Annotated in this window: 23 protein-coding genes; 17 read left to right on the forward strand and 6 right to left on the reverse strand. The window is 72.0% G+C overall.

Annotated elements, in window-relative coordinates; all coding sequences use genetic code 11:
- Positions 1–6: 6 nt before the first annotated feature.
- Genes AB0M59_RS01245 through AB0M59_RS01275 form a run of 7 tightly spaced genes read left to right on the forward strand, consistent with a single transcriptional unit; the run spans position 7 to position 2868 of the window.
- Positions 7–912, forward strand: coding sequence for an XdhC family protein (locus AB0M59_RS01245; RefSeq protein WP_364606581.1), 906 nt, complete (start codon positions 7–9; stop codon positions 910–912).
- Positions 906–1484 (forward strand): SRPBCC family protein, encoded by a 579-nt coding sequence (locus AB0M59_RS01250; RefSeq protein WP_364606584.1) that lies wholly within the window; start codon positions 906–908, stop codon positions 1482–1484. Before AB0M59_RS01245 ends, AB0M59_RS01250 begins: the two co-directional genes overlap by 7 nt.
- Before the next feature lie 10 nt (positions 1485–1494).
- Complete coding sequence (locus AB0M59_RS01255) at positions 1495–1749, forward strand: hypothetical protein (RefSeq protein ID WP_364606587.1); 255 nt, start codon at positions 1495–1497, stop codon at positions 1747–1749.
- A 14-nt stretch (positions 1750–1763) separates the two neighbouring features.
- A complete protein-coding gene (locus tag AB0M59_RS01260) occupies positions 1764–1991 on the forward strand; it encodes a hypothetical protein (RefSeq protein ID WP_364606590.1) in 228 nt (75 codons plus the stop codon).
- A gap of 10 nt (positions 1992–2001) precedes the next feature.
- Positions 2002–2244, forward strand: coding sequence for a hypothetical protein (locus AB0M59_RS01265; RefSeq protein ID WP_364606592.1), 243 nt, complete (start codon positions 2002–2004; stop codon positions 2242–2244).
- Between the two features lies 1 nt (position 2245).
- Positions 2246–2521 (forward strand): hypothetical protein, encoded by a 276-nt coding sequence (locus AB0M59_RS01270; protein WP_364606595.1) that lies wholly within the window; start codon positions 2246–2248, stop codon positions 2519–2521.
- Entirely contained in the window at positions 2518–2868 is a 351-nt protein-coding gene (locus tag AB0M59_RS01275; RefSeq protein WP_364606598.1) for a hypothetical protein, read from the forward strand. The genes AB0M59_RS01270 and AB0M59_RS01275 overlap by 4 nt, the downstream gene beginning before the upstream one ends.
- A gap of 269 nt (positions 2869–3137) precedes the next feature.
- Here the strand turns inward: AB0M59_RS01275 and AB0M59_RS01280 are convergent, their stop codons facing one another.
- Genes AB0M59_RS01280 through AB0M59_RS01300 form a run of 5 tightly spaced genes read right to left on the reverse strand, consistent with a single transcriptional unit; the run spans position 3138 to position 5981 of the window.
- Positions 3138–3527, reverse strand: coding sequence for a hypothetical protein (locus AB0M59_RS01280; protein WP_364606601.1), 390 nt, complete (start codon positions 3525–3527; stop codon positions 3138–3140).
- Positions 3524–3790: a hypothetical protein gene (locus AB0M59_RS01285; RefSeq protein ID WP_364606604.1), complete on the reverse strand. Its 267-nt coding sequence runs from the start codon at positions 3788–3790 to the stop codon at positions 3524–3526. Before AB0M59_RS01285 ends, AB0M59_RS01280 begins: the two co-directional genes overlap by 4 nt.
- Positions 3791–3800: 10 nt before the next feature.
- On the reverse strand, positions 3801–4889 hold the full coding sequence (locus AB0M59_RS01290) for a VWA domain-containing protein (protein WP_364606607.1): 1089 nt from the start codon (positions 4887–4889) through the stop codon (positions 3801–3803).
- A complete protein-coding gene (locus tag AB0M59_RS01295; protein ID WP_364606610.1) occupies positions 4882–5748 on the reverse strand; it encodes a MoxR family ATPase in 867 nt (288 codons plus the stop codon). The genes AB0M59_RS01290 and AB0M59_RS01295 overlap by 8 nt, the downstream gene beginning before the upstream one ends.
- Complete coding sequence (locus AB0M59_RS01300) at positions 5745–5981, reverse strand: hypothetical protein (protein WP_364606613.1); 237 nt, start codon at positions 5979–5981, stop codon at positions 5745–5747. Before AB0M59_RS01300 ends, AB0M59_RS01295 begins: the two co-directional genes overlap by 4 nt.
- Positions 5982–6081: 100 nt before the next feature.
- Here AB0M59_RS01300 and AB0M59_RS01305 point away from each other — a divergent pair, with 100 nt between their 5' ends.
- The 3 genes from AB0M59_RS01305 (at position 6082) to AB0M59_RS01315 (ending at position 10397) form a co-directional block, all read left to right on the forward strand.
- Positions 6082–7029 (forward strand): LysR family transcriptional regulator, encoded by a 948-nt coding sequence (locus AB0M59_RS01305; RefSeq protein WP_364606616.1) that lies wholly within the window; start codon positions 6082–6084, stop codon positions 7027–7029.
- A gap of 195 nt (positions 7030–7224) precedes the next feature.
- A complete protein-coding gene (locus AB0M59_RS01310; protein WP_364606619.1) occupies positions 7225–9933 on the forward strand; it encodes a BTAD domain-containing putative transcriptional regulator in 2709 nt (902 codons plus the stop codon).
- Entirely contained in the window at positions 9930–10397 is a 468-nt protein-coding gene (locus AB0M59_RS01315; RefSeq protein ID WP_364606622.1) for a cupin domain-containing protein, read from the forward strand. The genes AB0M59_RS01310 and AB0M59_RS01315 overlap by 4 nt, the downstream gene beginning before the upstream one ends.
- A gap of 44 nt (positions 10398–10441) precedes the next feature.
- On the opposite strand, the gene AB0M59_RS01320 is transcribed toward AB0M59_RS01315, so the two are convergent.
- Positions 10442–12259, reverse strand: coding sequence for an arabinofuranosidase catalytic domain-containing protein (locus AB0M59_RS01320; RefSeq protein ID WP_364606625.1), 1818 nt, complete (start codon positions 12257–12259; stop codon positions 10442–10444).
- A gap of 342 nt (positions 12260–12601) precedes the next feature.
- On the opposite strand from AB0M59_RS01320, the gene AB0M59_RS01325 reads away from it, so the two are divergent.
- The 7 genes from AB0M59_RS01325 (at position 12602) to AB0M59_RS01355 (ending at position 21045) form a co-directional block, all read left to right on the forward strand.
- The gene (locus AB0M59_RS01325) at positions 12602–13804 is read left to right on the forward strand and encodes an ROK family transcriptional regulator (protein WP_364606628.1); all 1203 of its coding nucleotides are present in this window, start codon (positions 12602–12604) and stop codon (positions 13802–13804) included.
- A gap of 216 nt (positions 13805–14020) precedes the next feature.
- Positions 14021–15217 (forward strand): ROK family transcriptional regulator, encoded by a 1197-nt coding sequence (locus AB0M59_RS01330; RefSeq protein ID WP_364606631.1) that lies wholly within the window; start codon positions 14021–14023, stop codon positions 15215–15217.
- Between the two features lie 73 nt (positions 15218–15290).
- Positions 15291–16793 carry a sugar ABC transporter ATP-binding protein gene (locus AB0M59_RS01335; RefSeq protein WP_364606634.1) on the forward strand — a complete coding sequence of 501 codons (1503 nt, stop codon included), beginning with the start codon at positions 15291–15293 and terminating at the stop codon, positions 16791–16793.
- Positions 16790–17788 carry an ABC transporter permease gene (locus AB0M59_RS01340; protein ID WP_364606637.1) on the forward strand — a complete coding sequence of 333 codons (999 nt, stop codon included), beginning with the start codon at positions 16790–16792 and terminating at the stop codon, positions 17786–17788. Before AB0M59_RS01335 ends, AB0M59_RS01340 begins: the two co-directional genes overlap by 4 nt.
- 20 nt (positions 17789–17808) lie before the next feature.
- Entirely contained in the window at positions 17809–18864 is a 1056-nt protein-coding gene (locus tag AB0M59_RS01345) for a substrate-binding domain-containing protein (RefSeq protein WP_364606640.1), read from the forward strand.
- 31 nt (positions 18865–18895) lie between these two features.
- Positions 18896–20044, forward strand: a complete 1149-nt coding sequence (locus AB0M59_RS01350) for a Gfo/Idh/MocA family oxidoreductase (protein ID WP_364606643.1) — start codon at positions 18896–18898, stop codon at positions 20042–20044.
- The gene (locus AB0M59_RS01355) at positions 20041–21045 is read left to right on the forward strand and encodes a sugar phosphate isomerase/epimerase family protein (RefSeq protein ID WP_364606646.1); all 1005 of its coding nucleotides are present in this window, start codon (positions 20041–20043) and stop codon (positions 21043–21045) included. Before AB0M59_RS01350 ends, AB0M59_RS01355 begins: the two co-directional genes overlap by 4 nt.
- Positions 21046–21047: the final 2 nt, after the last annotated feature.

A 21047-nucleotide genomic window follows, 5' to 3' on the forward strand; every position in this document is an offset into this window, starting at 1 on the left:
ATCGCGATGCACGACTGGAGCCTGCTCGACCGGGCCCGTGAACTGTCCGACCGGGGCGAGGCCTTCGCCTGGGCCACCGTGGTTTGGCGCCAGGGCCCGTCCTCGGGCAAGGCGGGCTGCCGCGCGATCGTCACGGCCGACGGCGTCTTGGACGGCTGGATCGGCGGGGCCTGCGCCGAACCGGCCGTGATCCGGGAGGCGCTGCAGGCGATCGCCGACGGCGAACCGCGGCTGCTGCTGCTCGGGACGTCCGGCCGGTTCGGCGAGGCGGTCCCGGAGGGGATGACGGCCGTGCCGATCGCGTGCCAGAGCGAAGGCGCGCTGGAGATCTACGTCGAGCCGGTCGAACCGGTGCCCCACCTGCTGGTCGTCGGCCGGTCGCCGATGGCGCGCACGCTCGTCGACCTGGCCACCGTGCTCGGCTGGTGTGCCGAACTGGTCGGACGCGCCGAGTTCGACGACGTCGGCCCCCGCAGCATGGTCGTGGTGGCGACCCAAGGGCACTTCGACGAAGACGCGGTCAAGGGCGCCCTGCGTGCGGGACCGGTGTATGTCGGGCTGGTCGGGTCGCGCCGTCGGGGCGAGGCCGTGCTCGGCTACCTGGCCGATCGCGGAGTGCCGCGGGCCGACTTGGACCGGGTGCGCGTCCCGGTCGGGCTCGACCTCGGCGCGGTGCCGCACCGGGAGATCGCCGTCGCGATCCTGGCCGAGCTGGTCGCCTTCCGCGCGTCCCGGGCCGGGTCCGGGCCGCTGGTCGCCGAGGTGGTCGATCCGGTGTGCGGGATGACCGTGATGCCGGGGGACGACCCGGTGGAGTACGAGGGACAGGCCTACCACTTCTGCTGCACCGGCTGCCGCGACGCGTTCGGCCGGGACCCCTCGAACTACGCGAGGAAGGACTCCCGATGCTGATCCGCAACCGGTTCGAGGTCGCCCAGCCGGTCGAAAAGGTCTGGCGGTTCTTCGACGACGTCCCGCGCGTCGCCGTCTGCCTGCCCGGCGCGGAGCTGACCGAGGACCTCGGCGACGAGCGCTACCGCGGCGGAGTCGCCGTCCGGATGGGCCCGGTGTCACTGCGGTTCCGCGGCACCGCCGAGATCGTCGAACGCGACGACGCGGCCCACCGGATCGTCGTCAACGCCGAAGGCTCCGAAGAGAAGGGCCGCGGGACGGCGGGCATGACGCTCACCGCGACGCTCGTGCGCTCCGGCACGGGCACCCGCGTCGACGTCGACCAGGACCTGCAGGTCTCCGGCGCCGCCGCGCAGTACGGCCGCGGCATGATCGCCGACGTCTCGTCGGTGCTGATGCGCGACTTCGCGGTGAACCTGCAGGACGGCATCGACCGCGTCGAACGCGGCGAGGAGCTCGTCGCCGGGGCGGCGCCCGCCCGCGGGTTCCGGATCGGCGTGCAGGCCGCGCTGATGGCCCTGCGCCGCGTCTTCCGCCGGTTCTTCCTGCCCTACCAGAGCAATCCGGCTTGAGGAGGACGTCGTGGTCCTGTGGTGGATCGGCAACGCCGTGCTGCTGTTCGTCGTGCTGCCGGTGGTGATCGCCCTGCTGAACCGGGTGCTCGCCGCCGTCGAACGCATCCGCGGCGCGGCCGACGACATCCTCGCCGGCGGCGGCCGCCTGGCCGGGCAGCTGGAGCCGGTGCCGGCCGCGCTGGCGCTCACCGCGTCGACGATCGAAGAAGTGTCCGCCGGTGCGACCCGGTACGCCGGCAGCGTCGCGAAACTGCTCGGCTGAAAGGAGAAACGGTCATGCCCGCAGCCGCTTGGGTCACCCTGGCCATCGCCGCCTTGATCATCCTGTTCGCCGCCGTCGGCCTGCTGCGCGTCGTCCTGCACCTGGCGCACGTGCGGAAGACGCTCGGTCTCGTGCTGGGCGGGGTCCGGCTGGTGGCCGAACGCACCGCGCCGGTGCCCGGGGCGCTGGAGAGCGTCAACGCTGACCTGAAACCGGTGCGCGACTTCTGCGAGACGGTGTGAGGAGGCGACCATGACGACGGGCTGGATCGTTGGGTACGTGATCGGGGCGGTGGTCGTGCTGGCCGTCGTCGCGCTGGTGGTGCCGATCCTGGTGCTGGCCCGGTCGATCGGCCGCGCGGCCCCACTGATCGACGACGAGCTGGCGGCGGCGGTGCGGCACACGGCGGCGCTGCGCGGCTTGCGCACGACCATCGACCACGCCGAGGTCATCACGGCCGGCCTGCGCCGCGGCCGGGAACGCCTGGGAGGCTGACGTGTCTTCTTCCGACGAGACGCTGTGGTGGATCGCCATCGTGGCCGGGTTCGTGGTGGTGCTCGCGGTCGCCGGGTTGCTGAGCCTGCTGATCCGGTACGTGCGCGTCATCGACGAGCGCGTCGCGGGCATCCGCGGAACGCTGCGCGCGGCAGCTTCGAACACGTCCGACACCGCGCTCATCCCGGAGACGGCCGGGCGCGTCGACGGGGTCCTGGCCGAAGGGCTGCGGCACCACCTGTTCCTCGGCCGGGTGCTCGGAAAGGTGAAGTCATGATGGTTGTGCTTACCGTCGCCGACATCGTGCTGCTGACCGCGGTGCTCGCGGGGTGTCTGTGCTGGGTGGGCTCGCTGCTCGCCCGGATCGCGGCGAACCTCGAGGACTGCGCCGAGAAGGTCCGCGAGATCAACTCGCACGCGGAGCTGATCGTGCCGGGCGTCGAGCACATCAACCGCACGGGCGGCGTGGTGGCGGGCGCTTTGCCGCTGCTGTACGGGATGGCCGAGGACATCGTCGTCGGCGCGACCTACCAGCCACCGACAGAGGAGCGGCCGCCCGCGCGACCGGCGTCGGGTACGCGACGCTCGCGGCTGCACGAAATGGTGGGGTTCACCCCGAGCTAGAGCTGTTTCAGAGCTTGTGCGATCAACCGGCTCGAACGTAACCGGGCGGTCGCGACCGGCTTGGTACGGGCGCGAGTGGCGGAAACTCCCGGTATCCGACACCCGATCGCCCGTCTTCGCGGCACCGGGATTGCAGCCACCCGGGTCCGGCTCGGTAGCCCGGACCCAAGGTCTTGAATGAGTCATTCAGGACCTCCGAAGACCTGAATGACTCATTCAAGACGTTCGCACTCGCCGCCGAGCCGTCAACGAACCTCGGACGCGCGACGCTAACGGCTGTGGCCGATCCAGTGCTCCGGCCAGTCGTGCTCGAACTGCTCGGTGTTGCACCGCGGGCGGTAGACGACCAGCAGCTCCCGCACGATCTGCTCCCGGTGCGCCCGCCCCGCGCCGGGAGCCTCGTACGTGCAGATGTGCACCTTCCAGCGCGACCCGGCGCGCTTGATCCAGCAGGCCGCCCGGGCGTGGTGGAACGGGAACCGCTCCCGCGACAGGTCATCGCTGTGTCCTATGTAGACCACGGCGTAACGGTCCGGGCGCTCGTCCGGGTCCGGCTTGTAGAGCACGGCGTACACCGCCGCCGTCGCGGGCGGGGTCCAGCCGCCGAGCAGCCGTGGTCCTTCGAACGGGTAGCCGGCCGCCGCACCGAGCCGGATCATTCGTCCTCGCCCAGCGCTTCCGTGCGCACCACCGGATATACCGGCAGCCCCGCGGTCGCCACCGCCCGGCCGAAGTCCCGGGTCGCGACGTCGACGGCGGTCGCGCGGTCCGGCGCCTCGACCAGCAGCCGCGCGCCGTAGCGCGTGGTGCCGATCCCGCTCGCGATGCCGCCGCTCGCCGCGACCGCGTCGGCCAGCTCGACGATCTCTTCTCGCGTCAGCACCCGGTCCCCGGCCGCCTCGATCGCCACGCTCCAGCGCATCCGCGTCCTCCTATCCCAGCCGTGGCAGCAAAGCCGCCAGCTCTTCCAGACTGCGCAGGTCGTGCCCGGGCACGACGAGGTCGACGTGCGGGGCGGCGACGAGCATCCCCACCGCGCCGGGGAGCCGGTGCGGGTTCGTCCACACCAGCCGGTGGCACAGCCGCGACAGCCGCTCGACGGCGTTCGCCAGCACCTCCGGATCGCCGCGGTCGAGGCCGTCGGAGCAGATCACCACCACCGCGCCGCGGCAGAGCCCGCGCCGGCCCCACCGGCGCACGAACTCGGCCAGGGAGTCGCCGATCCGCGTCCCGCCTTCCCAGTCGACGACCGTGCGAGCGGCTTTCGCCAGCGCGAAGTCGGCGTCACGCTCGCCCAGCTCGTCGGTGATCCGGGTGAGCCGCGTGCCGAAGCAGAACACCTCGACCCGGGCGGCGGCGCGCCGCGCGGAGTAGGCGAACTGCAGCAGGTGCCGCGAGTAGTCCGCCATCGAGCCCGACACGTCCAGCACCAGCACGAGCGGGCGCAGCTTGACGCGGCGACGGCGTCTCCGCAGCTCGTCGATCTCGCCGTAGCGGCGCAGCGTCCCGCGCACGGTGCTGCGCAGGTCGGGGATCGGGCCCTTGCGCGCGGGACGCGTCCGGCGGGTGCGCCGGCGTGGCGGGGTGAGCCGCAGCCGGGCCATCATCCGGCGGATGGCGGCCAGCTCGCCGGGCGTGCACGCGCCGAAAGCCTTGTCCCGGACCGCTTCGACGTCGGACGCGGTGAGCCCGAGCACCGCCTCGGCCTCCCGCTCGGGTCCGTCGCCCTCGGGGTCGGGCAGGGCGAGTACGGCGTCGGAGGCGACCTCCGCCAGGAACGCTTCAGGGGGTGCGTCGCCGCCGAGGAAGTACCGCCGGAACACCTCGTCGTAGCGCGGGATGTCCTCGTGGCGCCCCAGGAGCGTGACCCGGCCACCCCAGTACACATCGGACAGATCGGCCGGGTCGAGCACGGCCGTCGCCCGGCAGAACGTCAGGACGTCACCCGGCCCGGCGGCGATCCCGGCGGACCGCAGCGCGCGGGCGAAGCCGACGAACAGGGGGACGAAGGCTTCAGCCACCGGAGGTGATCTCCGCCAGGTTCGCGCGGACGACGTCGAGGTCGTCGCGGTCCTTGACGACCGCGCCGAGCGTGTCGGCGTCCAGCTCGTCCAGACCGAGGAAACGCAGCATCCGCGCCCAGTCGATCGTCTCCGCCACCCCCGGCGGCTTCGCCAGGTCGAGTTCGCGCAGCCGGTGCACGGCCGCGACCACCTTGCGGGCGAGCAGTTCGGGCAGCTCCGGTTCGCGGGCCAGCACGATCTCGACCTCCCGGTCGGCGGCCGGGTAGTCGATCCAGTGGTAGAGGCAGCGGCGCTTGAGCGCGTCGTGCAGCTCGCGGGTGCGGTTCGAGGTCAGCACGACCAGGGGCGGGCTCGGCGCGCGAATCGTGCCGATCTCGGGCACGGTCACCTGGAAGTCGGCCAGGAGCTCCAGGAGGAACGCCTCGAACTCGTCGTCCGCGCGGTCGATCTCGTCGATGAGCAGCACGGCGTCGGCCCCTTGGCGGACGGCGGTGAGCAGCGGACGTTCCACCAGGAACTCGGGGCCGAACAGGTCGGCCACGACGCGCTCGCCCGCGTCCGGGGCGGACAGGGCCCGGATGTGCAGGAGCTGGCGGGCGTAGTCCCACTCGTAGAGCGCCTGCGCGGTGTCGATGCCTTCGTAGCACTGCAGCCGCACGAGCCGGCGGTCGAACACCGCCGCCACCGTCTTGGCCAGCTCGGTCTTCCCGACGCCGACCTCGCCTTCCAGGAGGATCGGCCGGTGCAGCCGGGTGGCCACGAGCAGTGCGGTGGCCAGGCCTCGGTCGGCGAGGTAGCCGGCGCCACGCAGCCGCTCGGTCAGGCCGGCGACGGTGTCCGGGTACTCCCGCGTCACGGTTGCGGGTCGCGGCCGAGGACGAGGTCGCGGACCGTGCTCGTGCCGGCGTCGAGCTTGCCCTCGGCGGCCAGCTGGTCCCGCCAGCTCGAGGTGAGCCCCTCGAAGCCGACCGCCCGCATGTTCTTGCACGCCTTCTGCGGCCCACACGCTTCTTCGACGTCTTCGCTGCTCCGCCCGCCGGCGTCCCAGATCTCGCGCAGCACCCGGAGGGTCTCGTCGGAATCGGCCATCAGCCGAGGTTAGAAGCGGTTCGTTCCCTTGATGGCCCTCGATTAATGCTTCCCTTAAGTTGTACTGTCTCGTGATCGGCGCGACGGAGAACCTGGGACTATGACACTGGGCCAGCTCAACGCGTTCGTCCTGGTGGCCCGGCTCGGCTCGGTCACGGACGCGGCGAAGGCCCTCGGCGTGAGCGAGCCGGCGGTGTCACAGGCGCTGGCCGCCCTCCGCCTGCACCACGGCGACAAGCTGCTGACCAAGCGCGCGGGCGGGATGACGCTGACCGCGGGCGGCAGCCGGCTGCTGCCGATCGCTTCGCAGATGGTGGCGCTCGGTGCGGAGGCGGACGCCGCGGTCCGGCAGGCCAACGGCGTCGCGGCGCGGCTGCAGCTGGCGGTGACCAGCGAGATCGCCGAGTTCGTGGCGAACCCGTTGCTGGAGGCGTTCACCCGGCGCTCGGGCAACTCGATCGACGCGTCGGCCGGGCTGGCCCGCACCACGGAGCTGGCGGTCCTGGTCGCCAACCGGCTCGCCGACGTCGCCCTCGGCCCCGAGCTGACCGGCGACGCGGCGAAGGGCCTCGACTGCGTCCCGGTCTTCCGGGGTTCGCTCGTCGTGGTGGGCTCGCCGAACAGCCGGCACCAGGGCAGTCCCGCGCACTGGCGCTGGCTGCTCGACCCGGCCGGCGCCGACCCCGGCAGCGACACGCTCCGCCTGCTGCGCCGGCTGGGCGTGCCGGACGAAGGCATCCAGATCTTCCCCAACCAGACGGCGGCCTGGTCGGCGGCGGCGAGCGGGGTGGGGGTGTCGGTGGCGCTGGAGCACCTGGTGGCGCCCCAGCTGCGCCGCCACGAGCTGGCGGTGGTCCCGACCCGCGGGACGCCGATGTCGCTGTGCTGGCACGTGACGACGTTGCCGACGGACCGCCGTTCAGGGGCGGCCAATTCGTTGCGCCACTTCCTCGGCACTCCGGCCGCGATGCAGGTGATGCGCTCGCCGGGGAGCGGGGTGCCGCCGTCGCGGTTCCGGCCACCGGTCTACGTGACGATCTGGAGCTGACACCGGCTCGCCCGGCGGTCCCGGTGGTGGGCGCGACCCCCAACGACGCGCCCGCCACCGGGTCGCCCCGGCAGTCCCCCTCTTTCGCCGTGCCCCTAGGGTTCCGGAGGCCGTCCTCGTTTCGTCCTCGCGCCGGCATCCGGGGCGCCACCTGCGCGTTCCGAAGCCGGTAGCCTTGCTGACGAGGGGGATGCGATGAGGTTCCGGATTCTCGGGACGCTGGAAGTGCGGGCGTACGGGGACCGGGTCACCCTCGCGAGCCCGCGCCAGCAGCGCGCGCTCGCCGCCCTGCTGCTCAATCCCAACTCGGTCGTCCCGGTGGAGCGCATGATCGACGCGCTCTGGGAGGACGAGCCGCCGGCGACGGCCGTGAAGCAGGTGCGCAACTGCGTTTCCGCCCTGCGGAGCCGGCTCGGCGAGACCGGCGCGATGATCGTCACCGACGGCCCCGGGTACCGCCTGCGGACCGACTCCGACGACCTCGACTCGCTCCGGTTCCGCCGCCACGTCACGGCCGCGCGGGGGCTCGCCGCTCAGGCGAAGCTCGTCGACGCCGTCGAAGAAATCCGCGAAGCGCTCGCCCTCTGGCGCGGCCCGGCGCTCGACGGGCTGCGGACGACCACGCTGGCCGGCCGGGCCGCGGTGCTCGACGAACAGCGCGCCGACGCCGTGGAGCTGTGTGCCGAATGGCGGCTGCGGCTCGGCGAAACGGGGGAGGTCGTCCGCGAGCTGACCGAGTTCTGCGGCGAGCACCCGATGCGCGAACTGTCCCACCTGCTCCTGATGCGCGCCCTCGCGAAGGAGGGCCGCTACGCCGAGGCCTCGACGTTGTTCCACGGCCTGCGCCGGCGGCTGGCCGACGAGCTCGGCGTCGACCCGAACCCCGACCTGCGCCGGCTCCACGAGCAGATCCTCGCCGAGGCCACCCCGAGCGATCCCGAGCCGGCGGCGGAAGCCCCGCCCGAGCACCACCACTTCGACCGCGCGGTCACCGAGCTGGCCGAAGCCGTCACGTGGCAGTGGCGCGCCGAAGCCGAACTGCGGTCACTGCACCGGCCGCAGCCGATCGTCCTGCGCTGGTCGGCGGCCGGGCGGGCGGGGAAGCCGGCCCGGCGCGGCGACCTCGACGACATCGCGGAGACGTTCGCCGCGCTGCCCGAGCGGCAGCTGGTCGTGCTCGGCGATCCCGGCTCCGGCAAGTCGGTGCTCGCCCTGATGCTGACGCTGGAGCTGCTGCGCACTCGCACTCCGGGGACGCCGGTCCCGGTCCTGCTTTCGCTCGCGTCGTGGGATCCGCGGCGCGAACACCTCGACCGGTGGCTGGCGGGCCGGCTCGCCGAAAACCACCCGGCTCTGCTCAACGCCCGCGAGTACGGGCCCGGCGCACCCACCCGGCTCGTCCTCGGCGGGCACGTCGTCCCCATCCTCGACGGCCTCGACGAGATGCCGACCGACCTGCGCGCCGCGGCGCTCGACGCACTGGACCAGACCATGGCCGTGGGCCGCTCGCTGGTGCTGACCTGCCGGTCGGCGGAGTACGAGCAGGTCACGCGCGAAGCCGGCCCGGTGCTGGGCGCCGCGACCGTCGTGCGGCTCGAACCCGTTGCCCGCCAAGAGGCGATCACCTACCTGTCCGCGCGGGACAGCGGCCGCTGGCTCCCGGTGGCCGAGCGGCTGCGCCGGGATCCGGACGCGGCCCTGGGCCGCGTATTCCGGACGCCGTTGATGGTCGACCTCGCGCGGATCGGCTACGGCCGTCCGGGCGCGGATCCCGCGGAGCTGCTCGGGGCCGAAGACGCGGCGGCCCTCGAAGGGCAGCTGCTCGACTCGTTCGTCCCCAACGCCTACGCGCAGGTGCCGCAGTCGCCGGGGCGGAACCCGAAGACCAGCCCGTCCGGGCGGTACACGGCCGAGCAGGCGACCCGCTGGCTGGGCTTCCTGGCCCGGCACCTCGAACGGACGCGCAGCCGCGACCTGGCCTGGTGGCAGCTCTACCGGGCGGTGCCCGCCGGGACCCGGTCGGCCCTGATCGGCGTGCTGATCGCGTCGTTCTTCGTTGTCACGGGTCAGCTCGACGACGGGCCGGCGCTGGCCGCGATCTACGGCCTCTCCTTCGGCGGCGCCGGCTACCTGACCCACCGCTTCGGGCGCGCGCCGGAGCCGTTGCGCACCGAACTGCGCTTCGCCGGGGCCGCCGGGAAGTTCGCCGGCCGCTTCGCGATCGGTGCCGTCGTGGGAGTCCTGCTCGGGCTGGGGTGGTCGCTGGCCACCGGTCTGGTCGTCTTCCTCGCGGTCGTGTTCGGCCTGGTGTTCGCGGTGCACGTGTGGCTCGCGACGCCGGTCGACGCCAGCCGCGTGTCGAGCCCGCGGACGATCCTGCGCAACGAACGAACCGGCGCGATCGCGCTGTCCGTCTCCTTCCTGGTGTCACTGGGACTGTTCGACGGGATGGCGTTCGCGTTCACCGCGCAGACGCGGTTCCTGCCGGTGCTGGGCGGCCGGTACGACCTCGCGCTGGCCGTCGCCGGCGGGCTGGCGGGCGCGTCGTTCGGGTGGTTCATGGCCCGCGGCGTCGCCGCCGTCTGCTACGGCCTCGCGGGCGCGATCGCCGGCGGCCAGGTGTTCCCGGCGGCGACGAACCCGGTGCTGCCGATCGTGGTCGGCGTCTTCTTCGGCGGCGGCATCGGTCTGGCTGTCCTCGTGACGCGCGCCTGGGGCAACTACTTCGTCCACCACGTATGGCTCGCCGCGACCGGCCGCCTTCCCTGGCGGCTCATGCACTTCCTCGACGACGCCCACCGCCGCGGCGTCCTCCGGCAGGCCGGCGGCGTCTACCAGTTCCGCCACGCCCGCGTCCAGGAGCGGCTGGCCGAGATCAGTCACGACGAGCAGGAGGATCGATGACCGGCGAGGAGATCGTGCTGGGCCCGCTGCCGAAGGGGATCACGCCGGCCGGGGAAGGCAAGGTGTGGAACGTGCTCGGCCACACCTACTCCCTGAAGGCCGCGAGCGAGTCGAGCTTCGCGTTCGAGACGCTCGACCCGCCCGGCACCGGAGTACCGCCGCACGTGCACCCGACCCAGGACGAACACATCTACGTCCTGGAAGGCGTGTTCACCCTCTACCTCGACGGCGAGTGGGAGACCGCGGGGCCCGGCGACACCGTGCGGATGCCGAAGGGCCTCCCGCACGCGTACTACAACCGCGGCGAGAGCATCACCCGCGGACTGTTCTGGGTGAGCCCGGCCGGGCGGCTCGCGCAGCTCTTCGACCGGCTGCACGACCTGACGGACCCGGCCGAGGTGGTCCGGCTGTCGGCACTGCACGACGTCGACTTCCTGCCGCCGGGTTCGGTGGAGGGCGCCTGAACCCCGCCCGGTGAGGACCGTGCGGTCCCCACCGGGCGGGCGGTTCAGGTCAGCGGGAACCGCTGGGCCGCCGAGCTGTTGCAGTCCCAGATCTGCAGCCGCGTCCCGTTGCCCGTCGCGCCGTTCGGCGAGTCGAGGCAGCGGCCGGACTGGGGGTTGCGCAGGGAGCCGTCGGCCTGCTGCGTCCACCCCTGGCCGCCGACGCCGTTGCAGTCCCACAGTTCGACTTGGGCGCCGTTCGCCGTGCCGTTGCCGACGATGTCCAGGCAGCGGCCCAAGGTGCGCAACGCGCCGTTCGACGGGTGGAACCAGTGCTGGTCCACCGCGAAGGACTGGCAGTCCCACAGCTGCACCGCGGTCCCGTTCGCGCCGTGGTCGTCGCCGGCCACGTCGACGCACTTGCCGCCGGGGCCGGTGATCGGACCGCCGCCGGTGACGGAGAACTTCTGCGCCGCGGCGGCGTTGCAGTCCCAGATCTGCAGGCGGGTGCCGTTGGCGGTGGCGCCGTTCGGCGAGTCGACGCACCGGCCGGACTGCGGGTTGCGCAGCGAGCCGTCGGCCTGCTGCACCCACTTCTGGCCGCCGACACCGTTGCAGTCCCACAGCTCCAGGAGCGCGCCGGCCGCCGTGCCGTTGCCGGTGACGTCGAGGCAGCGGCCCAAAGTGGACAGTGAGGAATCCGCGTTGTGCGCCCAGCGCTGGTCGGAGGCGTTTGCCTGGCAGTCCCACAGCTGCACGGCGGTGCCGTTGCCGCCGGTGTCGTCGCCGGCGACGTCCAGGCACTTGCCTCCGGGGCCGGAAACCGTGGCCGCGTACGGCGGTGTCCCGGTGGACCCGGTGTACCCGACGGAGACGACATTGGACTGGACGGCGTCGTCCGCGGCGTCGGTCGGGTAGCCCGCGGTCATCACGCCTTCGAAGAACGAGCCGATGGACGCGTTGCTGTTGTCGCCGCCGGTGCCGAGCACGATCGAGCCCTCCTGGTGCATCGGCGTGTACCCGCCTGAGGGCAGCGCGCCGTTGTACCAGGTGGTGAGGTCGCCGCTCTGGGAGTTGCCGCCCTTGAGCGCGAACGTGGTCTGGCCGTTGTTCTTCAGCAGCGCGGTGACGAACGGGGTCGCGTTGCCGCGGTTGGCGGTGTTGGAGCGGTTCCCTTGGAACAGCCCGTTTTCGAGGTCGCCCGCCACCCACGGGCCGATCCCGGTGCACGGCGGGAAGTAGCACGTGGTGCCGAGGTTGACGGCGTCCATGTGGCCGTTGCCGGTGTCGGCGATCTGCGCCTCGACGTTGCCGTAGTCGAAGCAGCAGCCGCCGTTGACGTGCGTGCCGCTGGCGACCATGTACATGCCCTCGGGCTGGCCGTTGACCGCGACGCCGGCGCCGACGTAGTGCCGGTACCCGGTGCCGGGGGAGATGTAGACGCCGTAGACCTTGTGCCCGCCCGCGGTGACCGGCAGCGCGGACGCGATCGCGGCGACGTCCTGCCCGCCCGCGGTGCCCGGGCCTTCGACCGTGAGGTCGTTGTGGCGCGGGGACTGGTCGTAGATCACCGTGATGGTGCACGTCGTGCCGGCGCAGAACGAGTCCTGCGCGGCGGCGTTGGCGTACCCGCCGGTCGCGAGCAGGCCGATGTTCGTTTCGGCGCGGTCGGAAGCGCGTTGCACGCGGTAGAGGTTGCCGGCGTAGGCCGAGTAGAGGGCGCGCGTGGTGCTGTGCGCGGCGACGCACTGGGTGCCGGCGGCGCCGTAGATGTCGCACGGCAGGGAACCGGCGGCCTGCGAGGGGGTGCTCAGGCCGAGCATCGTCCCGAAGACGAGCAGTGTCGTGGTGAGGGTGGCGAGGAGTTTTCGACCGCGGGGCACGGGAACCTCACTCTCGAAGCCGCAGGTCAGCGACCCGGGCGGATTCTTACAACGTTGTATTTCCGGGAGAGAAGGGGGACACGGGAGTGCAAATGGGGATGTGGGGAGGGTATGGCCGGGTTCTCGATCGTGTCAACAGTTCACGGGGTGCGGATGGTCCAGTCCACTGCGATTCCGGGAGCGTGCACCCGGACGGCCTACCCGGCGGGATCCGTTTCGTGGCGCGCGATCCCCGATCCGCGCGTCCGATGCGCGCCGTCGGCCTCCGGGCGACCGGGGCGCCACCGCCCGGACCAGCGGCGCTCGGCGGGGAAGAAGCACCGACGCAGTAGGCTGAGGCGAATGAGCGCGGCATCCGGCACGGAGCACTCGATGGTCGAAACCCGGCACCAGACCCGGCTGCTCACCCTGCTGCGGGACGAGGGCCCGATGTCGCGGGTCGAGCTGGGGGAGCGGCTGGAGCTGCCGCGGGCCCGGGTGGGCGCGGAGGTGGCCCGGCTCGGCGAGGTCGGGCTGGTCGAGACCGCGGGGCCGTCGGCCAGCCGCGGCGGACGGCGCTCGACCCTGGTCCGGCTCGCGGGCGACTTGCGGGTGCTCTCGGTGGACGTCGGCGCGACGTCGGTCGGCGTGGCGGTCACCGACGCTTCGTGCGAGGTGCTCGCGCACGCCGTCGAGGACTGCGACGTCCGGCAGGGGCCGCACCCGGTGCTGCGGCGGGTCGCCGAGCTCGCGGCGAAGATCCGGGACGAGGCACCCGGCCGGCTGGTCGCGGCGGGCATCGGGCTGCCGGGTCCGGTCAGCTTCGCCGAAGGGATGGCGGTCGCACCGCCGATCATGCCCGGCTGGGACCGGTTCAACGTGCGGGACCACCTCGGCGGGCTCTGGGGCTGCCCGGTGGCGGTGGACAACGACGTCAACGCGATGGCGCTCGGGGAGCGCCACGCCGGGGTCGCGCGGTCGACCGACGACCTGATGTTCGTCAAGATCGGCACCGGGATCGGCTGCGGGATCGTGCTCGGCGGCAAGGTGTACCGCGGGGTCGCCGGCACGGCGGGCGACATCGGGCACATCCGGCTCGACGACTTCGGCCCGACCTGCGCCTGCGGTGAGGTCGGCTGCCTGGAGGCCTACTTCGGCGGGGCCGCGCTGGCCCGCGACGGGCTGGCCCTGGCGCGCAGCGGCCGCTCGGCCCACCTCGCCGAGGTGGCCACCGACCGCGGCGTGGTCACCGCCCGTGACGTCGGCCGCGCCGCCGCGGCGGGCGACTTCGGCGCGGTCAACCTCATCCGCGACGGCGGGCGCCGACTCGGCCAGGTCGTCGCGTCGCTGGTCAGCTTCCTGAACCCGGGGATGGTGGTGATCGGCGGCGGCGTGGCGCAACTCGGGCACCAGCTGCTCGCCGAGGTCCGCGGCGCGGTGTACCGCCGTTCGCTGCCCCTGGCCACCGGCAACCTCCCGATCGTGCTGTCGGAGCTCGGCGAGACGGCCGGCGTGATCGGGGCCGCCTGGTCCGCCACGGACCGCGCCTTCACCCTCAGCAGCTGACCCAGTTCGTCTTCTCACCCTGAGTCGCTGAACAACTTCCCCTCGTAATGTCGGAATCGGACAGACTTTTGCATCGCCGATCCGAAAGTCTGTCCGGTTTCGCACGTCTATCCGGGTGAAAACCGGACGTTTTACGACGACATCACCTTGACGAGTGATGCGCACCACCCTACTTTCGCTGCCTGAGAGACAAAGTCCGTTCAGTAAGCAGCACAAGTGGGGGGCACCGTGGCCGTCACCGGGACGAGGCGAGCCGATCCGGCGAGCCCCCGTACGGCGAACCTGGCCGCGGTCCTGCGAGCGCTGCGCACCGGACCGCTCTCGCGCACGCAGCTCGCGGCCCGTTGCGGCATCGCGAAGTCGGCGGTTCCCGGCCTGCTCACCGAGCTCGCCGGGCGCGGGCTGGTCCGCCCCGCCGGCGTCCTCCCCGGCAACGGGCGGCCGAGCCGGCTGGTCGAACTGCACGGCGAAGACGCCTACGCGCTCGCACTGGGCATCGAAGCCGACCGGCTGTCGGCACTGGTCACCGACCTCTCCGGCCGGGTACTGGCCGAACGCGCGGAGACCGTCGACGTCGCCGCGCTCGGGCTCCAGAGAGGCATGGACGAACTCGCCCACCTCGCCCACCGGGTGCTGCCCGGCCCGCCGGTCGGGGTCGCGATCTCGGTGCCCGGGCTGGTCGACTCGGCCGCGGCCGTGCTGCGGCTGGCGCCGGCCCTGCGTTGGCGCGACGCCGAAATCGCCGGGCTGATGGCGGCCCGGCTGAACCTCCCGGCCGACGCCATCGCCGTCGACAACGAGGCCAACCTCGGTGCGCTCGCCGAGTCGGTCGCCGGCGCCGGGGAGCTGTTCTACCTCAGCGGCGGCACGACGGTCGGGGGCGGGCTCGTCTCCGGCGGCGCCATCCTCCGCGGCGCGCGCGGGTTCGCGGGCGAGGTCGGGCACATCGCCGTCGACCCGTCCGGGGAACGCTGCTCGTGCGGCCGGGTGGGCTGCCTCGAGACGAAGGCGAACCTGGCCGCGGTCCTGCGCGCCGCGGCGCCGCCCGGCGACCCGCTGCACGATCCCGGTCTCGGCGTCGACGGGCGGGTCGCACTGCTCGTGCACCGCGTCCGGCAAGGTGACCGGCGCGCGGCCACGGCGGTCCACGAGCTCGGCGTCGCCCTCGGCATCGCCCTGTCCACCGTGGTCGACGTGCTCGATCCGGACGTCGTCGTCCTCGGCGGCTACTTCGCCGAACTCGGGGACTGGCTGGTGGAACCGATCCGCGTCGAGCTCGCCGTCCGGCCGCTCGGTCACGCCGGGGTGGTGCCGTCCCGGCTCGGCCTGAAGGCCCCGCTGCGGGGCGCCGCGTACCTGGCTGCCGAACGCCTCTTCGAGAACCCGACGCTCATCGAGGAGGCCTCGGTATGAGCGAGCTTGCGAGCGAATCATTCGACACTGCGCTTCCGGCTCAGGCGGCGCCGAGCGCCGGCGAGGTGTGCGCATGAGCCTGCTTTCCGTTCGCGGCATCGTGAAGACCTTTCCGGGGGTACGCGCGCTGGACGGCGTCGACCTCGACGTCGAACCCGGCGAGGTGCACTGCCTGCTCGGCCAGAACGGCGCGGGGAAGTCGACGCTGATCAAGGTCCTCGCCGGCGCGCACCGGCCGGACCAGGGCGAGATCACCTGGCAGGGCGAGCCGATCACCCTCGCCTCGCCGGTCGACGCGCTGCGCCTGGGCATCGCCACGATGTACCAGGAGCTCGACCTGGTGCCCGGGCTTTCGGTGGCGGACAACATCTTCCTCGGCCACGAACGGGCCCGGCTCGGGTTCACCAAGATCTCCCAGGCCCGCGACGAAGCCGCGCGGCTGATGGCCCGGCTCGGCCACCCCGGCATCCGGCCGTGGCACGAGGTGGGCAAGCTGTCCGCCGCCGGCCAGCAGCTGGTGTCGATGGCCCGCGCGCTCGCCCACGACGCCCGGCTGCTCGTGATGGACGAACCCACCGCCGCGCTGGCCGGCGAGGAGGTCGACAACCTCTTCCGCATCGTCGGCGAGCTGACGGCGGACGGCGTCGCGGTCGTCTACATCTCGCACCGGCTCGAGGAGCTGCGCCGGATCGGGCACCGGGTGACCGTGCTCAAGGACGGCCGGACCGTCGGCACCGGCCTGGACGCCCGCACCACGCCGACCGCGGACCTGGTCGCGCTGATGGCCGGGCGCAAGGTCGAGACCGTCTTCGGGCCGCGCCACGACGGCCACGCAGACCGCACCAGGACGGCGCTCGAAGTCCGGAACCTGGCCCGCGAGAACGAGTTCGAGGACGTCAGCTTCACCGTCCACGCCGGCGAGGTCGTCGGGATCGCCGGGCTGGTCGGCTCCGGTCGCAGCGAGTTACTGGAGACGGTCTTCGGTGCGCGCAAGGCCGACGACGGAACCGTTGCGGTGCAGGGGAAAGCGCTGAGCCCCGGCAGCGTCCGGGCGGCCGTCAAAGCGGGCATCGGCCTGGCCCCGGAGGAACGCAAGAGCCAAGGGCTCCTGCTGGACCTTTCGGTGGCGCACAACGTGACCCTGGCGAGCCTCGGCCGCTACGCGAAGTTCGGCTTCACCGAACGCGCGAAGGAACTGGACGACGCCGGCGCGAGCCTGCGCCGCCTCGACCTGCGGCCCGCCGACCCGCGGCGGATCGTCCGCACGCTGTCCGGCGGCAACCAGCAGAAGGCGGTGCTCGCCCGGTGGCTGGTCCGCGGGTGCAAGGTACTGCTGCTCGACGAGCCGACGCGCGGGGTCGACGTCGGTGCCCGCGCCGAGCTGTACCGGCTGATCGACGAGCTGGCCGCGACCGGCGTGGCGATCGTGCTGGTGTCCAGCGAAATCCCCGAGGTGCTCGGGCTGTCCGACCGGGTGCTGGTGCTGCGCGAGGGCCGTGTCCTCGCCGACCGGCCGTCCGCCGGGCTGACCGAGGCCGAAGTGCTCGACGTGATTCTGGAGGGGAGCGCGGCATGACCGACACCCAAGCACCGCCACAGGAAGCGCTTCCCGTCGAACGGAAGCGGTTCGCCTTCCGGGCCGACCCGCGGCTGCTCGGCCTGGCCGGGGTGCTCGTCGTGCTGTGCCTGGTCGGCCAGTTCACCCGGCCGGAGCTGTTCTTCACCGAAAGCAACATCTCCACGATCCTGCGGCTGGCCGCGGCGATCGGCGTGGTCAGCGTCGGGATGACGTTCGTGATCATCAGCGGCGGCATCGACCTGTCCGTCGGGTCGATCGTCGCGCTGTCGAGCGTCTGGCTGACGACGTTGGCCACGCAGTCCTACGGGCCGTGGGTGATGGTCCTCTGCGGACTCGCGGTCGGCCTCGGCTGCGGGCTGGTCAACGGCGTGCTCGTCTCCTACGGCAAGGTCGTGCCGTTCATCGCGACGCTGGCGATGTACGTCTCGGCACGCGGGCTTGCCGAGCGGCTCAGCGGCCGCCGCACGCAGGTCGTGGCCGACCAGGACTTCCTCGCCTTCTTCCGCGGCGCCCTGCTCGGCATCCCGGTGCTGATCTGGCTGTTCGCGCTGGTGTTCGCGGTCGGCTGGGTCGTGCTCAACCGCACCACCTTCGGCCGCCGGACCTACGCGGTCGGCGGCAACATCGAGGCGTCGCGGCTGGCCGGCATCAACGTCAAGCGGCACCTCGCGCTCGTCTACGGCGTCGCCGGGCTGTGCTGCGGGATCGCCGCGCTCATGGTCGTCGCGCGCACGACCGCCGGCGCGTCGACCAACGGCATGTTCTACGAGCTCGACGCCATCGCGGCCGTGGTCATCGGCGGCACGCTGCTCACCGGCGGCCGCGGCTCGCTGATCGGCACCCTGATCGGCGTGCTGATCTTCACGGTGCTGTCCAACCTCTTCACGCTCAACAACCTGGACACCGACATCCAGAACATCGCCAAGGGCGTGATCATCGTGCTCGCCGTGCTCTTGCAGTTCCGGGCCAGGAAAGCCAGGACCGGTCCGTAGTACCACCTTTGGAGGCCGTCATGACCGAACAACCCTTCCTCGGCCGCCGGGGATTCCTGCTGGGCGGGGCCGCCGTCGGCGCCGGCGCGCTGCTGGCCGGCTGCACGTCGAACACGCCCGCGAACTCGGAGTCCAACGCGCCGGTCGCCAACGCGGGCAACAACGCCCAGCCGGGAAAGCCGGTCACGATCGGCTTCTCCGCGCCGGCCGCCGACCACGGCTGGATCGCGGCGATCACCAAGAACGCCAAGGCCCAGGCGCAGAAGTTCAGCGAGGTGAAGTTCACCGCCACCGAAGGCACCAACGACGTCAACCAGCAGATCTCCCAGGTGGAGACGCTGATCAACGCCAAGGTCGACGTGCTGGTGATCCTGCCCTTCGACGGCAAGGCGCTCACCTCGGTCGGGCAGCAGGCGATGGACGCGGGGATCCCGGTGATCAACCTGGACCGCGTCTTCGACACGCCGCTCGCCTACCGGACGTGGATCGGCGGCGACAACTACCGGATGGGCGTCAACGCCGGCAACTACATAGCGAAGCAGCTGAAGGCGAAGAACGTCGCCAACCCGATCATCGGCGAGGTCGCCGGGATCGACTCGCTGCCCCTGACCCAGGAACGCAGCAAGGGTTTCTCGGACGCGCTGGGGCGGGCCGGGTTCAAGGTCGGCCCGCGGGTCTCGGCGCAGTTCACGTCGGAGTCGGGTGAGCAGCAGACCGCGAACCTGCTCCAGAGCGCGCCCAAGCTGGACGCCCTGTGGAACCACGACGACGACCAGGGCATCGGCGTCAACGCCGCGATCGACACCGCGGGCCGCAAGGAGTTCCTCATGGTCGGCGGCGCCGGCTCGAAGAACATGATGAACCTGATCAAGGCGGACGCGTCGCCGATCAAGGCGACCGTGCTCTACAGCCCGTCGATGGCCTCGACGGCGATCGCGCTGGGCCGCCTGCTCGGGCAGAACAAGGGGATCGGCGACCTCGCCGAGCACGACATCCCGGCCGAGATCACGACGTACTCCGCGGTCGTCACCAAGGAGAACGTCGACCAGTACCTCGACGTCGGCTTCGACTCCTGACCGGTCTTTCCACCCAAACCAGAGGAGGGGTATGTCCCCGGCACGGGAAACGATCGGGATCGGCATGGTGGGCCACGCGTTCATGGGTGCGGTGCACTCCCACGCGTGGCGCAGCGTGCACCGGTTCTTCGACCCACCGCTGGTGCCGAGACTCGCGGTGCTCGCCGGGCGCGACGAGACCCGGGCGACGGCCGCGGCGCAGCGGTTCGGCTGGGAAGCCGTCGAGACGGACTGGCGGAAGCTGATCGCCCGCGACGACGTGGACCTGGTCGACGTCTGCACGCCGGGCGACAGCCACGCCGAGATCGCGATCGCCGCGTTGGAGGCCGGGAAGCACGTGCTGTGCGAGAAGCCCCTGGCCAACTCGGTCGCCGAAGCCGAAGCGATGGCCGCGGCGGCGCGGCGGGCCCGGGAACGCGGGGTGCGGGCCATGGTCGCGTTCAACTACCGCCGGGTGCCCGCGCTCGCGCACGCCAGGAAGCTGGTGGCGAGCGGGGCGCTCGGGGAGATCCGGCACGTGCGGTCGGTGTACCTGCAGGACTGGCTGTCGGATCCGCAGGCGCCGATGACCTGGCGGCTGCGTCGCGAATCCGCTGGCTCGGGCGCTCTGGGCGACCTCGGGGCGCACATCGTCGACGCCGCGCAGTTCGTCACCGGCGACGTCATCACCGGCGTCTCGGCCTTGACGAACACCTTCGTCAAGCAACGGCCGGCCGAGAACGGCGGGACGGACGAGGTGACGGTCGACGACACCGCGTTGTTCCTGGCACGGCTGTCGGGGGGAGCCGTGGCGAGCTTCGAGGCCACGCGGTTCGCGCTCGGCCGCAAGAACGCGATGCGGCTGGAGGTCAACGGGTCGAAGGCGAGCCTGGCGTTCGACTTCGAGTCGATGAACGAACTCCAGTGGTACGAGGGCACCGGCACCGAGGCGGGCTTCCGGCGCATCCTGGTCACCGAGCCGGAACACCCGTACGTCGGGGTGTGGTGGCCGCCGGGGCACCTGCTCGGCTACGAGCACACGTTCACCAACGAGGTCGCCGACCTCCTGGAAGCCATCGGCGCGGGGACCGATCCCACACCGAGCTTCGACGACGGGCTGCGTGTCCAGCGCGTGCTGCACGCCGTCGAGGAAAGCGCGGCGGCGCAGGCCACTTGGACCGCGGTGGGGGAGTCCCGATGAGCCGTCCGGTCACGCTGTTCACGGGCCAGTGGGCGGACCTGCCGTTCACCGAGGTCTGCAAGCTCGCCGCCGACTGGGGCTACGACGGACTCGAGATCGCTTGCTCGGGCGACCACTTCGAGGTCGACCGCGCACTGTCCGAAGAGGACTACGTGCCGGGCCGGCTGGCCCTGCTCGCCGAACACGGGCTCAAGGTGTGGGCGATCTCGAACCACCTCGTCGGCCAAGCCGTCTGCGACGACCCGATCGACGACCGCCACAAAGCCATTCTCCCGGCGAGGGTGTGGGGTGACGGTGAACCCGAGGGTGTCCGGCAGCGGGCGGCCGCGGAAATGGCCGACACCGCGCGGGCGGCGGCCAAGCTCGGCGTCGACACGGTGATCGGGTTCACCGGGTCGAAGATCTGGAAGTACGTGGCGATGTTCCCGCCGGTCGGGCGCGATGTCATCGATGACGGTTACGACGATTTCGCGCGCCGCTGGAACCCGATCCTCGACGTCTTCGACGAGGTGGGCGTCCGGTTCGCGCACGAGGTGCACCCGTCGGAGATCGCGTACGACTACTGGACGACCAAGAAAGCGCTCGAGGCCGTCGGGAACCGGGCCGCGTTCGGGCTGAACTGGGACCCGTCGCACTTCGTGTGGCAGGACCTCGACCCGGTCGGGTTCATCCTCGACTTCGCCGAGCGGATCTACCACGTCGACTGCAAGGACACGAGAAAGCGCTTCGACGGCCGCAACGGCCGGCTCGGCTCGCACCTGGCCTGGGCCGATCCGCGCCGGGGCTGGGACTTCGTGTCGGTCGGCCACGGCGACGTCCCGTGGGAGGACTGCTTCCGGGCGCTCAACTCGATCGGTTACACCGGCCCGATCTCGGTGGAGTGGGAAGACGCCGGGATGGACCGGCTCCGCGGCGCGGCGGAGGCGGTGAAGTACCTGCGCGAGCACCTGTTCGACCAGCCGTCGGCGGCTTTCGACGCGGCTTTCAGCAACCAGAAATGAGG

The organism is Amycolatopsis sp. NPDC051371, assembly GCF_040682155.1.
GTDB lineage: Bacteria > Actinomycetota > Actinomycetes > Mycobacteriales > Pseudonocardiaceae > Amycolatopsis.

What these genes read in the sequence shown, in the direction of transcription:
- AB0M59_RS01300 (WP_364606613.1), bottom strand. Translation starts at nt 5,981, where the DNA reads ATGGCCGATTCCGACGAGACCCTCCGGGTGCTGCGCGAGATCTGGGAC.
- AB0M59_RS01305 (WP_364606616.1), top strand. Translation starts at nt 6,082, where the DNA reads ATGACACTGGGCCAGCTCAACGCGTTCGTCCTGGTGGCCCGGCTCGGC.
- AB0M59_RS01325 (WP_364606628.1), top strand. Translation starts at nt 12,602, where the DNA reads ATGAGCGCGGCATCCGGCACGGAGCACTCGATGGTCGAAACCCGGCAC.
- AB0M59_RS01345 (WP_364606640.1), top strand. Translation starts at nt 17,809, where the DNA reads ATGACCGAACAACCCTTCCTCGGCCGCCGGGGATTCCTGCTGGGCGGG.
- AB0M59_RS01350 (WP_364606643.1), top strand. Translation starts at nt 18,896, where the DNA reads ATGTCCCCGGCACGGGAAACGATCGGGATCGGCATGGTGGGCCACGCG.
- AB0M59_RS01315 (WP_364606622.1), top strand. Translation starts at nt 9,930, where the DNA reads ATGACCGGCGAGGAGATCGTGCTGGGCCCGCTGCCGAAGGGGATCACG.
- AB0M59_RS01355 (WP_364606646.1), top strand. Translation starts at nt 20,041, where the DNA reads ATGAGCCGTCCGGTCACGCTGTTCACGGGCCAGTGGGCGGACCTGCCG.
- AB0M59_RS01265 (WP_364606592.1), top strand. Translation starts at nt 2,002, where the DNA reads ATGACGACGGGCTGGATCGTTGGGTACGTGATCGGGGCGGTGGTCGTG.
- AB0M59_RS01335 (WP_364606634.1), top strand. Translation starts at nt 15,291, where the DNA reads ATGAGCCTGCTTTCCGTTCGCGGCATCGTGAAGACCTTTCCGGGGGTA.
- AB0M59_RS01285 (WP_364606604.1), bottom strand. Translation starts at nt 3,790, where the DNA reads ATGCGCTGGAGCGTGGCGATCGAGGCGGCCGGGGACCGGGTGCTGACG.
- AB0M59_RS01250 (WP_364606584.1), top strand. Translation starts at nt 906, where the DNA reads ATGCTGATCCGCAACCGGTTCGAGGTCGCCCAGCCGGTCGAAAAGGTC.
- AB0M59_RS01260 (WP_364606590.1), top strand. Translation starts at nt 1,764, where the DNA reads ATGCCCGCAGCCGCTTGGGTCACCCTGGCCATCGCCGCCTTGATCATC.
- AB0M59_RS01275 (WP_364606598.1), top strand. Translation starts at nt 2,518, where the DNA reads ATGATGGTTGTGCTTACCGTCGCCGACATCGTGCTGCTGACCGCGGTG.
- AB0M59_RS01310 (WP_364606619.1), top strand. Translation starts at nt 7,225, where the DNA reads ATGAGGTTCCGGATTCTCGGGACGCTGGAAGTGCGGGCGTACGGGGAC.
- AB0M59_RS01280 (WP_364606601.1), bottom strand. Translation starts at nt 3,527, where the DNA reads ATGATCCGGCTCGGTGCGGCGGCCGGCTACCCGTTCGAAGGACCACGG.
- AB0M59_RS01245 (WP_364606581.1), top strand. Translation starts at nt 7, where the DNA reads ATGCACGACTGGAGCCTGCTCGACCGGGCCCGTGAACTGTCCGACCGG.
- AB0M59_RS01340 (WP_364606637.1), top strand. Translation starts at nt 16,790, where the DNA reads ATGACCGACACCCAAGCACCGCCACAGGAAGCGCTTCCCGTCGAACGG.